Genomic DNA, 14617 nt, shown 5'->3' with positions numbered 1-14617 from the left:
CTCAAACAATTAATATTAATCCAGTAGTGTGCTAGGCTTTGCTATTGGAACGGCTTCCTCTAAAGTTGCAGCTGTTTCCAGCTTAATACTCAAATCATTATCAAAACTACTATCCGATCCATCCCCAAAACGTAGCTCCTTATTAAGTCCATATTTTGGATTATTGCCGACTACGATTACATAGGTCGCCGCTATAGCCATATAAACGACTGCCCCAATAATAATCTTATAAGATAAAGACGACATTAATAAATATCCTTGAAATAGTAGTAAAGCTACACCGATATACACGATTGTGTTTAAAATTGCGGGCGGCAATTTAAATGGTGCTCTTTTATAAAGCTCCGGATATTTCTTCGGTAATCTGGTTGCTGCAAATACAGGAATGATATTTGCAAGTAGGAAAACACCCGTTCCCAATGCAGAAATTACTCCAAGAGATAGTCCAGTCATTATAGGTATAACACCAATAATATAAAATAGCGTCAACAACCAGTGTGGTGTACCGAATCTTTTATTCACTTTCCCTAATGATTTCGGTAACCAACCATCTTCACATGCAATCATTATCCCTTTTGTAACCCAAGACAGAGTCGCATTTAAAGTCGTCGCTAGCGCAAACATCGCTCCACCCACCATAAAGAAAATGAATAATGGTCCTGGAAGAATGGTTCTTGCAACATCTGTCAATGGCATGTTAGCAACGTCTGCAATAGGTAAAACACCTGTTGCGATAGTAGCCATAAATGCGTACAACAATCCTATAGCTAATGTTGTTACTATAATAGTTAACGGTATATCTCTTCCCGGATTTTTCATTTCTCCACCCAACTCTGCCACAACTTGCGCCCCACCTGTAGCAAACGAAAGTAATCCTACCGCCATAAAGAAACCTACGAATCCACTTGGGAACATTTCTCCCGTATTGAAAACAGCATAATTAACCTCTGGCATTCCCCATGCAACGAACACGATTAGTGCAAGAAGCAAAACAATCACCATAAACTTCTCGACTAGTGCTGCAAATTTCACCCCAACCAGATTTGCTATAAAAAACACAGTTAGAAGTGTAAACGCTACTAGCTTAAGCGGTGCAGATGGAACTAATCCTTGTACATATTCTGCGAATGATATCGAATACATCGCTAGCGTAAGTTGCGCAAGTATAAATAGCGTTAGCCAAAAGAATCCTATTTTAGGAGATAAGAGTCTACTAGTATATCTATATAATCCCCCTGTTGTTGGAATAGCTGACCCCATAACAGCTATTGGTAAAACCATAAACAACGTAAAGATGGAGGAAATAACAAATGCTAAAGTTACTCCGCTACCTGTCATCCCTATTGCAATACCAGTTAAAGCCATTACCCCAGCACCAATAATTTGTCCTACGCCAATACTCATTACATCTCCTAGACCTAGTACCTTCTTTAAATTTGCCTCTTGATTCGCCATTTATTACACCCCTTTGTGAAAACTTCATTTTTATAGTCCAAACTTTGTATTTTTAAGAGATTACACTTTTTTCTCTTACATCTACATGAACATCTTCAAATTCTTTTGCAATTCTTTCAAACGCTTCTTTAATAACAGACCTTGGCGACGGAAGACAAATTCTTTGATATGGTAAACCTTCTTCTCCGAACATACTTCCATCTTCTAATAATACATTGGCCTTATTGTAGATACGATCATGTACTTCTACAGGAGAAAGTCCATAATCACTAAAGTCCAGCCACATCACGTACGTTCCTTCCGGGATTCTCACTTTTACTTGAGGCATTCTTTCTGCTAGGTAATCTACTACCCAATCTATTGTGTCATCGATATATTCTTTCAATTGGTCTAACCAATCTTCTCCTTCGTTGTATGCCGCTATCAATGCAGCAATTGTAAATGGGGATCCCAATTGAAAGCCCATTACTTCACTGAATGTTTTTCGAAGCTTCGGATTAGATATAATCACATTTGTACAATGCAGACCCGCCACATTGAATGTTTTATTAATAGCGGTGCACGTAATAATATGATCTACACTTTCAGAAACTTTTGCGATTGGGGTGAATGTTTGGTCACGTCTTATCAAATCTCCATGAATTTCATCTGCAATGATTAGCACATTATTTTCTGCACATATATCAGATAATCTCTTAAGTTCTTCATTATCAAAGACTCTTCCTACCGGATTATGAGGATTACATAAAATAAATAGTTTCGTCTTTTCCTCTTTTGCCTTCGCTTCAAAGTCCTCAAAATCGATTGAATAATAGCCCTTATCATCACATTTGAGCGCATTATTTACTACTAGTCTTTTATTCCCTTCGATAGCCGATGTAAATGGTGGATACACTGGACGTTGGATGATCACACCGTCTCCCGGATTTGTAAATGCTCTTACTGCAATATTTAGAGCGTGAACCGTTCCGGGACTGTATACGATTTCTTCTTTTTTAATCTCCCAATCATGTCTCTTTTTAAACCAATGTTGAATAGCTTCATAGTACTCTTCCGGAAATACGGAATAACCAAATATTCGATGATCCACTGTTTTGTGCAAAGCATCCAATACGGGCTGAGACACCGGTAAATCCATATCAGCCGTAAATAGAGGTAACGTTTCTTCGTCATATCTTTCCGTAATACCCATCTCTTTAATTACTTCACCCCCATCCCATTTTAGTGAATAGGTTCCTCTTCGGTTTACAATCTCATCAAAATTATATTTCATAAGAAATGCCCCTTTCATATTTGATAACGCTTACAGATTTAAAGATAAAAGTAGTTTAGCACCTAAACAATATGACGTCAATATAATTTTTAGACTAGTCCGAAAACTTAAACTTACAACTAATCAATTTAAAGTATTCTAGAACAGAACTACTTACAAAATAGGCAATCTGTTACAATAATCATAAGAAATATTAGGAGGAGAATAAAATGACTAGAGAAGAAGTCTTTAGTGAATTGATGGAGTCGTTATATGAAATTTCTAGAAAAATCGCTTCATATGAAAGCGTTCCTAGAAAATATGGGACAGAAGATGAACTTTATATGGTAGAAGCACATACAATTAATTTAATCGGAAACAAGATACAAACAACTTCGACAGAACTTACCGAACTCACTAATAAAACAAAAGGCGCTATCTCTCAAATGGTAGATAAACTTTCTAAAAAAGAAATGATTATGAAAAGTAAAAATCCTAAAGATAATCGAGAAGTCATTCTCGAACTATCAGAAAAAGGAAAAATAGTTTATGAATATCACAAAAAATTGGACACAGAAGAATATAAGAAACTTTTGACTAAGTTAAATGGTTTTTCGGATGAGGACTTTTTAACATATATAAAATTGACTTCTTTATTAATACCTGAAGTCGGATAAGGAATCTGATAGAACTTCATCATATAGCTAACATTCTTCCGAAAGAGGTGTTGTTTTGAATTTTATTGCTTGGACAATCATTGCTTGTGAAGTTGGATTTTGGGTTGTGATTTTACTAGGACTCGTAACTCGATATATATTTAAAAAAGAAAGTCTTGGTTTATTTTTTCTTGCGTTAACGCCAGTTATTGATCTGATTTTACTTGCCATTACATCGATAGATTTATATAAGGGGGCAACCGCAACTTTAGCACATGCTATTGCAGCTGTTTATCTCGGTTCTTCGATTGCCTTTGGAAAGAGCATGATTCGCTGGGCAGATGTAAGGTTTCGATATTATGTTCAAAAAGAAGGAGCTAAACCTGTACGTAAAACAGGAATGGAATTTGCACGAGAGTCGATAAAAGGTTCCATTCAACATTTACTTGCTTACATCATTGGTGGGGGCATATTGCTCATTTTGATTTACCTCATGGATGACACCTCAAAATCTGAGGTTTTATGGGGTACATTGAAACTTTGGGGACTGATTCTTGGCATTGACTTTGTCATCTCCATTTCATACTTTATATGGCCAAGACTTTCGAAGACTAAATAAAAGGCATGTCCCTACGTCTAGGGGCATGCCTTTTAAATTATTCTATACAGCTCGATTCCAAAAGCGATGATTGGCAATTGCATCAATGAAACTTTCTACAAAACTATTTCCGATCTCTTCTGTTATGACACCTGCTTGTCCTTTTAACCCCAGTTCATCCAGCAATTGTTCCCCATAAAATGAGGCAGCAATGGGCTTGAAATGATTATACGCTTCCTTTACAAAGTATGCAGCTTCTTTTTGGTACATTGGTGTTGTACCTTGTGGACTTGCAACATACACTGCATCAAATAATACGGAATCTGCAGTGGAGAAAGTATGGTTTACCTCGAGTGAAGATCCATCCGTTCCTTGAATCGTCCCTTGATGATCACTCACTGTTTCTAGTATAGTCCCATTTGCTTTTAAGTCATCTAAAATAGCAGGTAATTGCTCATCAAACCCTTCTGAAACTAATACAGCAATTTTGCGGGTATTTGGTTTCTTAACTGAATTTAATTGACTTAATGCCGGAGAACTCTTGCTATAGCTAGGAAGACTAGTCGCTTGTACAGTTAGTCCCAAATTTTTTGCAACCTGGGATGCCAAGTCCACATTCACATTTACCAGCATTTCTACAACTTGCTCGCGAACAGTCTTTTGTTTACATTTCCCAAGCTCGAAACTGAATGCATTAATAATATGCAGTTTTTCAGGTTCACTCATACTATTCCAAAACATCGTTGCTTGGGAGAAATGGTCCTTAAAGCTTTCGCTTCGAGCGCGAACTTTGTGACCATCTACCTTTTCCTGATAATGTGCGTAACCACCTTCTGCTTCGCTAACCGGAGCTGGTGTATTACCTGCAAGTGAGTTTTTATGGTAGCTGACTTGTCCCACATTTATCGTTTGTCTGCCATATCCATCTCTTTGATTATTATGAAATGGGCAAACTGGTCGGTTAATCGGAAGCTCATGGAAGTTCGGACCTCCAAGTCTTATCAATTGTGTGTCAGTATAAGAAAACAATCTCCCCTGAAGAAGTGGATCATTGGTAAAATCAATACCCGGTACTACATTCCCGGGGTGAAATGCCACTTGTTCTGTTTCAGCAAAAACATTGTCCACATTTCTATTCAATGTCATTTTTCCAATAATCTTTACCGGTACTTCTTCCTCTGGCCATAGTTTCGTAGCATCTAATATATCAAAATCAAATTGAAATTCATCTTTTTCTTCGATTATTTGCACACCTAATTCAAACTCCGGATAATTCCCACTGTCTATTGCATCATACAAATCCTGTCTATGGAAATCAGGATTTTTACCATTTAACTTTTGCGCTTCATCCCACACGACGGAATGGACACCCAAAACAGGCTTCCAATGAAACTTTACAAAATGAGAGATACCCTGGGCATTGACGAAACGGAAAGTATGGACCCCAAATCCTTCCATCATTCGAAAACTTCTTGGGATTGCCCGATCAGACATTGTCCACATCACCATATGAGCAGATTCTTGATTGTTAGCTACAAAGTCCCAAAACGTATCGTGCGCAGTTGCTGCTTGGGGAATTTCATTATGCGGTTCTGGTTTAAACGAGTGGACTAAATCTGGAAACTTAATACCATCTTGTATGAAAAACACGGGAATATTATTTCCTACTAAATCGTAGTTACCCTCTTCCGTGTAAAACTTCGTCGCGAATCCACGGGCATCACGTGCTAGTTCACCTGACCCACGAGAGCCAGCAACTGTTGAAAACCTTACAAAAACAGGTGTTTTCGTGCCGGGAGTTTGCAAAAATTTCGCTTTTGTATAGGCGTGCATCGATTCATATAATTCAAATTCTCCATGAGCACCATATCCTCTTGCGTGTACAACTCGCTCAGGGATTCGCTCATGGTCAAAATGCGTCATTTTTTCACGGAAATGAAAATCTTCTAAAAGAGTAGGACCTCGTTCACCGTTTTTTAAAGAGAATTCATCCTCTGAAACTTTTAGTCCCTGATTCGTAGTCATTGCTTTGTCTTTATCATCCACACGAAACTGTTCTAATTGTTCATCTTTGCTATTTGCATTCACTTTATTATCCAAACTAGTTCCTCCTTCATCTTTTTTGCTTTCCATTACGTTCAATACCCTATTTTTCTATGAAAAAACTTTTTGTAATTAAATCATATTATTTTAGTAGGACTTATCATTGACTTCACTACGTTAAAGTAGTAAGATAATTTCAATAATAGACTTGATTTTTTTATTTATCATTAAAACCTACTATTCCAATACATTTTATTTAATCAATTTGAAGGAGACGAATATTTGTGAGTAATATATTTATTCAAAACGGAAAACAACAAGAATGGCTTAATAATTTGGAAGGGTTGGAAGAAAAATTTAAAAGTAAATCAGCGAAAATTGATGAACTTTCTATCTTCCCTAAAGAAAATGTAGAAGATTTAGTGAAGCTTGGTTATGCGAATATTACATTGCCAAAAGAATACGGCGGTGAAGGTCTTTCTGTTTATGACATGGTGCTACTACAAGAAACATTAGCAAGCTATGATGCAAATACAGCACTTTCTGTTGGATGGAGTTTAGGCGTAGTTGGGGATCTATTTGAGAAAAAACAATGGACTCAAGAAAAATTAGATTTCTTTGCAAAAGAAATTTTAAATGGAGCACTTGTAAATCGTTCTGTCAGTGAAGCACAAACTGGAAGTCCAACACGTGGTGGGCGTCCAGGAACGACAGCTGTTAAAAATGGGGACGCTTGGGTACTGAATGGTCGGAAAATTTTCACTACTGCTTCACCGGTACTCACTTACTTTCTAACTTCTGCATGGATCGAAGAAAAAGAAACAGTTGGCTTCTTCTTAATACATCGAGATTCAGAAGGACTATCCATAGAAGAAACTTGGGATGTTGTATCGATGCGTGGAACTAGTAGTAACGATTTAGTATTAAAAAATGTAGTTGTGCAGGAATCCGATTTAGTCGAGATCCCACAGTTTGTTAGCGGCGGAGCGGTTAATGGCTGGCTACTCCACATTCCAGCTACTTATCTTGGGGTTGCACAAGCTGCTCGTGATTATGCTGTTCATTTCGCAAATACGTATTCTCCAAATAGTTTAAATGGACCAATTGCACAGCTCCCTAATGTTCAACAGCTAATTGGGGAAATTGATTTAGAGCTTACGAAAGCACGTTTTGTCATATACGGTGCTGCCGCTGCTTATGACAATGAAGCAACAAGAGATTCACTATCAAATGAAATTAGCATTGCGAAACATGTCGTAACAAATTCAGCTATAACAATCGTCGATAAAGCAATGCGCTTAGTGGGTGCGAAAAGTCTACAACGAACAAATCCATTACAACGATACTACCGGGACGTTCGAGCGGGACTACACAATCCACCGATGGATGATATGACCATAAAAAAATTAGCGCAATCCGCACTTGAAGAGGATAAAAATAAAAACTTAGTGAAACAACAGGGGGAATATACACGATGAAAATGAAAAAGTATTTACAATTAGCTGCAGTAGGTTTAGCTTCTATGACGATCTTAGCAGCATGTGGTTCAGGTGAGGCTTCGACTTCCTCCAAAGACGGAGATGTTCGAAAAGTAAAAGTTGCCTACGACCAAGCTTCTAAGCCAATTTCTTGGTTGGACGACAAAGGAAATGCAACTGGTTATGATGTAGAAGTGATGAAATTAGTTGATGAGTTATTACCTAAGTATGAGTTTGAATACGTAGGAACGACAAGCGATGATCTATTAATAGGAGTCGAACAAGGAAAATATCAAGCTGGGGTGAAAAATGCGTTTTGGACAGAAGAACGTACAGCCAAATTTATCTTTCCACAAGAATTCCTAGGATTAAGCAGCACAGGTCTTGTCTTGAAAAAAGAAAATGAAAACATCCAGACATTGGAGGATTTTGCTTCTGCAGAATTATCCCTTGCACCTATCGCGGCGAACAATGCACAATACACAATTATTGATGAATACAATAAAGCAAATCCAGAAAATCCAGTAAAACTACAAGCTGGGGATGCGTTCACTGTTGACGTAATACAATGGGTAAACGAAGGTCGTGTGGACGGTGGTATTACACTGGAAGGCGTATTCGAAAAACAAGTACTCGCAGATGATGGACCATATTACAACTTAAAAGATGAAGTTGTCTACAATGAATTCGCAGTAATTAAAACATGGCCATTATTTAATAAAAAAGAACAAGAATTTGCAGATGCCTATGACAAAGCTATTAAACAATTACAAGAAGAAAAGAAAACAAACGAGCTAAGCACAGAATTCTATGGCCGTGACCTATTTGAAGTTTTAGATAGCGTAAATCGATAATCATTGAATTCCTACTAGAAGGCTGCCTGCGCGTTGGATACGCCGGCAGCCTTTTACTATTTCAGAAAGGAGAATAATGAGCAATATGGAAAAGTATTTTGATGCGTCCTATATATGGAGTTCGCTTCCAGCGCTACTTCCATTTTTGAAAATAACCTTCTTAGTAGCAGGCCTTTCCATTATTTTTGGTACATTTTTTGGTCTAATACTAGCGTCGATGAAGCTTGGAAAAAATAAAATAGCAAGAAAGCTCGCAAACTTCTATACAACCATTTTAAGATGTACACCATCTATCGTCTTGTTATTTTTAGTTTACTATGGAGTTCCTGCATTAGCTGATAACTTCGGTCTTTACTTACATGATATTGATACAGCAGTATTTGTTGTTATTACATTTACATTGCAATTCGCCGCTATCATGTCGGAAGTTATTCGCTCCGCTTATGAGTCCATTGAAAAAGGGCAATTTGAAGCTGCAGTTAGCGTTGGATTAAGTCCTTTTCAAGCGTACCGACGCATTATTTTCCCACAAGCACTTGTTGTCGCACTTCCTAACTTTGGAAATGGCATGATTGCACTATTACAGGAAGGCTCTTTAGCATACACAATTGGTTTAATCGATGTCGTCGGGAAAGCAAATTTAATTATTGCGGCAAATTATAATACACACGCACTTGAAATATTTATTGCATTAGCAATCATTTATTGGATTTTATCTATTTTGATTGAAAAAGCTTTTAAAATGCTAGAAAAAATGTTTAGTAAAGGTAAGCAAACGATTAAAACAATGTAAGGAGTGTAAAAAATGTCGGAAGGTTTAAATTTTCAATTTCTAGTAGATACATTTTTTGTTGCATTATCCGGTGTACCAATCACTCTTTTCGTCACTGCTGTAGCTTTGCTTGTCGCACTGCCGTTAGGGTTTTTATTGGCGCTAACACGGATCAACCAAATTCCTATATTAAATAGATTTTCACAAGTGTACGTTTCTTTTGTGAGAGGTACACCGATTATTATTCAAATTTTCATCGTTTATGCAAGTGTTCCGCTAATTTTAAGTGCTATGACGGAAAAATATAATTGGAATTTCAGAGTATATGAGATCAATCCAATTTGGTATGCCTTTATCGTCTTTTCCTTTAGCACAACCGCTATTTTAATCGAAGTGTTTCGCTCTGCGCTAAGTACAGTGAATAAAGGTCAGCTGGAGGCAGCACAGGCTGTTGGATTGACTAATTTTCAAGCATATCGCCGGATTGTAATTCCACAAGCATTAGTAGTAGCATTACCTAATATTTGTATAGCAACAGTTAATTTGATAAAAGCAACATCTTTAGGCTACGCCATGTCATTACAAGAAATTACATTAAAAGCGAAAGTTGCTGCAAATGTTGGCTATAACTATGTAGAAGCATATCTTGATATTTTCCTTGTTTATATTATCCTGTGCAGCTTAGTAGAATATGGATTTAAATTATATGAAAAACGACTACGAAAATACCAATATGTAAGTAGCTAATAAGGAGGTTTGAATATGTTAGAAATCAAAGACATTCATAAGTCATTCGGAAAAAATGAAATATTAAAAGGCGTTGACTTAACGATTGATAAAGGCGATGTAGTAGTCATTCTCGGACCAAGTGGCTCCGGTAAAACAACTTTACTACGCTGCATTAACTTTTTAGAAAAAGCGGACAGCGGAAAAGCATCTTTTGGCGAACTACAGGTGGATTTACATAGCGCTTCCAAAAAAGATATTCATGCTATACGTCAAAAAACAGCCTTTGTATTTCAAAGTTATAATTTGTTCAACAATAAAACAGCTCTAGAAAATGTGACGGAAGGCTTGATCATCGGACGCAAAGTGCCAAAAACAGAAGCAATTGAAATCGGAAAAAAAGCCTTAGATAAAGTAGGATTATCCGATAAATACGACTCTTACCCTAGTCAGCTATCAGGTGGACAACAACAGCGTGTTGGGATTGCACGTGCAGTAGCACTTAACCCAGATATTATTTTGTTCGATGAGCCTACCTCAGCACTCGATCCTGAGTTAGTAGGTGAGGTATTAACGGTTATGAAAAACATTGCAAACGAAGGTACAACGATGCTTGTAGTCACGCACGAAATGTCCTTTGCAAAAGACGTCGCAAAACGTGTTATCTTCATGGACGGCGGGGTTGTTGTAGAAGAAGGAACACCTCATGAAATATTCGTTAGCCCAAAACAAGAGCGTACAAAGAAATTCTTGAAGCGTGTATTACCGGAGGATTATACGTTTTATATCTAGGAGGAATCGTATGGGTAAGTGGACTAAAAAAGATCGGTTTAATGCAATTCTTTCAGGAGAACAAGCCGATCGACCAATCGTTATTGGTTGGCGGCATTTCATCGAGGTGGAAAACCAACCTTTATTATCCGCTAACACACAAGTCGCTTTTACGAATAAATTCGATTGGGATATGGTCAAATTCACCCCTCGAGCAACGTACTATAGTGAAGTATGGGGAAACGAATATGATTACAACGATTATGAAGCAATTCTTCCAAGGCTGATAAAACCAGCCATACAGTCTGTAGAAGATTTGTGGAAAATCGATGTACGGAAATGTTCTGCCCTTCCATTAGCTGAACAAGTAGAGGCAATACGCAGTATAAAAGAACTTGAGCCGGAGCGCCCTATCATGCAAACCGTTTTCTCTCCCTTCTCCGTGCTATTCTTTTTGGCTGGACATCTACCTTTTGCAAATGGTTCTTTATATGGAAGTTCAAACCCGATTCCGATAAAGGAATTATTAAAAGGTGAGGGTATACATCATGCATTACATGCAATTTCCTTGACCCTTGCAGATTATGTTACGGAACTCGGTCGAGCCGGTGCTGATGGAATTTTCTATTCTACAATGGGGACAGCTCATTCAACTATTTTAGACGATAATGCCTTTATCGAATTTTCCCAGCAATACGACACAATAGTTTTGGAAGCAAATGAAACAAAGAAAACAATTCTTCATACTTGCGGAGCACATTCGCAACCAAATAGATTTCTCCATTATCCAATTCAAGGTTTAAGCTGGGATACCGAAGCCCCAGGAAATCCTGACTTATCCACCACATTTAACAAAGTAAAGGTTTGTGGAGTGAATCAGCAACTATTTGCTGAAAATAATATACAAGAAATAGAAAAGCAAGCGAAAAGTGCATTAGCCCTAATGAAAAACACTCCCTTTATTTTAGCACCTAATTGCTCTATTCCAAATAACGCAACAGACGAAGCACTGAACGCATTTCGAAATAGTGTACGTGACTAAAAATAAAACCGGATGAAGATTTCCCTCTCTTCATCCGGTTTTATTTACGTTTATACAGCAAATGACAACCCCTTTTTTAGCAAGGGCTATTTGGAGCTGCGTCATCTCGTTCTCCCCTCTTCATTCGAAGTTAACCCATAATATAGAAAACTCTTTTCAGATCTACGGCATGTGCTAAAGCCACGATATGCTTATCTTTTCGTACTAGATACGATCTACTCTAATAAATCAATTTATCATTTCATTCGTAATATCGCAAAAAAATATTGACAAATGTGACTGTTTACAATATTCTGAATAACAATTAAGAAAACGTTTTCGTAAAACGTTTTCTTAAAAGTAGGAACAGGTGATTATATATGGAAAAGTTAACGATTAAGGATATTGCTAGGGAGGCAGGTGTTTCAATTACCACAGTTTCACGGGTATTAAACAATAAAGAAGATGGAATGACTCAAAAAACTCGAGAGAAAGTCCTTAAAGTAATGAAAGAGCTAAATTACCAACCAAATAAGTTAGCTCGCGGTTTAGTAACGAAGCGCTCCAGTATGCTCGGATTAATCGTCCCTAATATCACCAATCCTTATTTTCCAGAACTTTGTAGAGGCGCAGAAGATGAAGCAAATAAAAGGCAATATAGTCTCATCATTTGTAATTCAGACGATCAATCCGGGAAAGAAGAAAATTATATACGTTTGTTAAAAGAGCAACAAGTAGATGGAATACTACTTTCTAGTAAGGATCGTTTATCAAAGACTAATAAAAATCAGTTACAAAGTGGCAAAATCCCTTATGTACTATTTGACCGTGGAGAAGAAGGAACTGATTACTCAGGCGTCTTTTTAGACAATGAGAAAGGTGGATATCTAGCAGGGAAACACCTAACAGATTTGGGTCATATTCAAATTGCCTGCATGACGGGACCAACTGAGATTCAAAATTCAAAACAAAGACTTCTCGGATTTCAACGCGCTCTCACGGAAGCTGCTGTAGAGCTTCCAGCATCCTCCGTTTTGGTTGGTGACTTTCAAATGGATACCGCTTATCGAGTAGCAAAAAAGTTTCTACAGAATAACATGGTGACCGCTATATTTGCTAGTAATGACTTAATGGCCTGTGGTATTTACCAAGCTGCTCATGAAATAGGAATTCAAATACCTGATCAACTATCCATCGTTGGTTTTGATGATATTCCATTAGTAACCGCATTAATCCCCAAATTAACTACCGTTAGGCAAGATACGTACGAAATGGGAAGAAAAGCGATAGAACTACTTATTAATAAAATAGAAAATAAGACTACCGAAAGTGTAATATTTGAACCTACTTTAATAATAAGAGAAAGTACAAAAAAATTAAATAGAGGTGTATACACATGACAATACCAGTAATTATCGATTGTGATCCAGGAATAGATGACGTAATGGCGCTAACACTTGCCTTTGCACATCCAGTACTAGATATCAAACTTATCACAACAGAACCAGGGAACCAAACACAAGCAAAAACAATACACAATGCACTTGCCTTTACTAGTTATATGAAAAAAGATATCGAGATTGCTAGAGGGTTAGACAATCCTTTTTTCCGCCAGCTTGAAATCGCGGATGAAGTACACGGTGACAACGGACTTGGGGATGTCCTTTTTCCAGAACCGACTATCCAATTAAGCAATAGAACAGCAATAGAAGCGATGAAAGAAACACTTTTATCTAGTGACGAACAAATCGTACTCATTGCGACAGGACCCTTGACAAATGTCGGTGCCTTACTACTAGCACACCCAGAAGTAAAATCAAAAATTAAATATATCTCTTATATGGGTGGAGCTGCAGTAGGTGGAAATATGACTCCTACTTCAGAATTTAATGTATATGTCGATCCTCATGCTGCAGACATTGTCTTCCGTTCCGGGATTCCAATTATTATGAGCGGATTAGACGTAACCCATAAAGCATACGTTACAAAAGAAGAATTAAATCGAATCGAAGCAATTGGTACTGATTTTGCACAAAAAGTTGTTCAGATGCTACGTTTTTATGTACACACAGCTAAACAGACAGCATTTCATGAGGATGATTTTGAAAATCATATACGTTTACATGATCTGTGCGCAGTATCTTATGTATTGACACCTGAATTATTTGAAGGCGATGACTGTTATGTGGCAGTCGAACTAGATGGCAAGCTGACAGCCGGAACAACTGTCGTAGATTATGAACAACGAACTGGGCTTCCGCATAATGTGAAAGTATTACATACGGTTCACAGAGAGAAGTTTGTTGAACAATTTCTGAGTGCCGTTCAAACAATGAGCCAACAAATCGGCTAAAAATTACAAAGGGGGAGAAATGTATGAAACGTAGCTTTAAAGATGATTTTAATATGATGGCAATGCTGTTAATTCCGATTGCAGTAGCAGTGAACTTAGTAGGTTTCCAGTTAACTAATGTACTTCGCTTACCTATTTTCTTAGATACCATTGGAACTATTCTTGTCGGTGTGATTGCGGGTCCATGGGTCGCACTTTTAGCTGGTCTTATCACAAATTTAATCAATGCAATTTTCAATCCAACCTTTTTACCGTACGCATTAACATCTATGGCCATTGGTGTTGGAGCAGGTTATCTTTCGAAACATGGATTTTTCAAGAGTATACCTAAAACAATTATTTCTGGAATCATTATCACACTTATTGCAGTAGTTGTATCTGCTCCAATTACTGTTCTTTTATTTGGAGGAGTAACAGGAAGTAGTACCTCTCTTATTACAGCAGCTTTCCTAGCATCAGGTCAGACAATGTGGACAGCTGTTTTCTCTTCAAGCGGTATTACTGAAGTGTCAGATAAAGTCGTATCCGTGTTAATCGTCTACTTTATCGTAAAAGCCATGTCCGATCGTTATTTATCCAAGATGAATTATGGGGACTTGTACATGAAACGAAATAACAAAAAATAATTTTTATTCTTC

14 protein-coding genes are annotated in these 14617 nt (G+C 37.4%); 11 read left to right on the top strand and 3 right to left on the bottom strand.

Translation table 11 applies throughout. From position 1 onward, the window contains the following. Nucleotides 1-15: 15 nt before the first annotated feature. Together AC1DFT_RS10170 and AC1DFT_RS10165 are read right to left on the bottom strand one after the other, a co-directional pair. A complete protein-coding gene (locus tag AC1DFT_RS10170; RefSeq protein WP_477919084.1) occupies nucleotides 16-1455 on the bottom strand; it encodes an APC family permease in 1440 nt (479 codons plus the stop codon). Between the two features lie 52 nt (nucleotides 1456-1507). Further along, nucleotides 1508-2728 carry a MalY/PatB family protein gene (locus tag AC1DFT_RS10165; protein ID WP_477919083.1) on the bottom strand — a complete coding sequence of 407 codons (1221 nt, stop codon included), beginning with the start codon at nucleotides 2726-2728 and terminating at the stop codon, nucleotides 1508-1510. Nucleotides 2729-2937: 209 nt separating this feature from the next. Between AC1DFT_RS10165 and AC1DFT_RS10160 the strand changes: the two genes are divergently transcribed. Continuing rightward, a complete protein-coding gene (locus tag AC1DFT_RS10160) occupies nucleotides 2938-3384 on the top strand; it encodes a MarR family transcriptional regulator (protein WP_477919082.1) in 447 nt (148 codons plus the stop codon). 55 nt (nucleotides 3385-3439) lie between these two features. Further along, nucleotides 3440-3982 carry a hypothetical protein gene (locus tag AC1DFT_RS10155; protein ID WP_477919081.1) on the top strand — a complete coding sequence of 181 codons (543 nt, stop codon included), beginning with the start codon at nucleotides 3440-3442 and terminating at the stop codon, nucleotides 3980-3982. Nucleotides 3983-4024: 42 nt separating this feature from the next. On the opposite strand, the gene AC1DFT_RS10150 is transcribed toward AC1DFT_RS10155, so the two are convergent. Then, nucleotides 4025-6094, bottom strand: a complete 2070-nt coding sequence (locus AC1DFT_RS10150; protein ID WP_477919080.1) for a catalase — start codon at nucleotides 6092-6094, stop codon at nucleotides 4025-4027. A 194-nt stretch (nucleotides 6095-6288) separates the two neighbouring features. On the opposite strand from AC1DFT_RS10150, the gene AC1DFT_RS10145 reads away from it, so the two are divergent. From AC1DFT_RS10145 to AC1DFT_RS10105, 9 genes are all read left to right on the top strand, one after another. After that, entirely contained in the window at nucleotides 6289-7482 is a 1194-nt protein-coding gene (locus AC1DFT_RS10145; RefSeq protein WP_477919079.1) for an acyl-CoA dehydrogenase family protein, read from the top strand. Continuing rightward, the gene (locus tag AC1DFT_RS10140; protein WP_477919078.1) at nucleotides 7479-8336 is read left to right on the top strand and encodes a transporter substrate-binding domain-containing protein; all 858 of its coding nucleotides are present in this window, start codon (nucleotides 7479-7481) and stop codon (nucleotides 8334-8336) included. Before AC1DFT_RS10145 ends, AC1DFT_RS10140 begins: the two co-directional genes overlap by 4 nt. Before the next feature lie 85 nt (nucleotides 8337-8421). Beyond that, nucleotides 8422-9129 (top strand): amino acid ABC transporter permease, encoded by a 708-nt coding sequence (locus tag AC1DFT_RS10135; RefSeq protein WP_477919077.1) that lies wholly within the window; start codon nucleotides 8422-8424, stop codon nucleotides 9127-9129. 12 nt (nucleotides 9130-9141) lie between these two features. Continuing rightward, nucleotides 9142-9855: an amino acid ABC transporter permease gene (locus AC1DFT_RS10130; RefSeq protein ID WP_477919076.1), complete on the top strand. Its 714-nt coding sequence runs from the start codon at nucleotides 9142-9144 to the stop codon at nucleotides 9853-9855. A gap of 15 nt (nucleotides 9856-9870) precedes the next feature. Next, nucleotides 9871-10626 (top strand): amino acid ABC transporter ATP-binding protein, encoded by a 756-nt coding sequence (locus AC1DFT_RS10125; protein WP_477919075.1) that lies wholly within the window; start codon nucleotides 9871-9873, stop codon nucleotides 10624-10626. A gap of 10 nt (nucleotides 10627-10636) precedes the next feature. Continuing rightward, a complete protein-coding gene (locus tag AC1DFT_RS10120; protein ID WP_477919074.1) occupies nucleotides 10637-11647 on the top strand; it encodes a uroporphyrinogen decarboxylase family protein in 1011 nt (336 codons plus the stop codon). A 359-nt stretch (nucleotides 11648-12006) separates the two neighbouring features. Further along, complete coding sequence (locus tag AC1DFT_RS10115; RefSeq protein ID WP_477919073.1) at nucleotides 12007-13026, top strand: LacI family DNA-binding transcriptional regulator; 1020 nt, start codon at nucleotides 12007-12009, stop codon at nucleotides 13024-13026. Continuing rightward, complete coding sequence (locus tag AC1DFT_RS10110) at nucleotides 13023-13979, top strand: nucleoside hydrolase (RefSeq protein WP_477919072.1); 957 nt, start codon at nucleotides 13023-13025, stop codon at nucleotides 13977-13979. The genes AC1DFT_RS10115 and AC1DFT_RS10110 overlap by 4 nt, the downstream gene beginning before the upstream one ends. A 23-nt stretch (nucleotides 13980-14002) precedes the next feature. Continuing rightward, nucleotides 14003-14605, top strand: a complete 603-nt coding sequence (locus tag AC1DFT_RS10105; protein WP_477919071.1) for an ECF transporter S component — start codon at nucleotides 14003-14005, stop codon at nucleotides 14603-14605. The last annotated feature ends 12 nt before the right edge of the window (nucleotides 14606-14617 follow it).

The organism is Psychrobacillus sp. 05T411 (assembly GCF_056396485.1).
The sequence above is the reverse complement of the archived record's forward strand: the minus strand, read 5'-3'. Positions and strand labels throughout refer to the sequence as shown.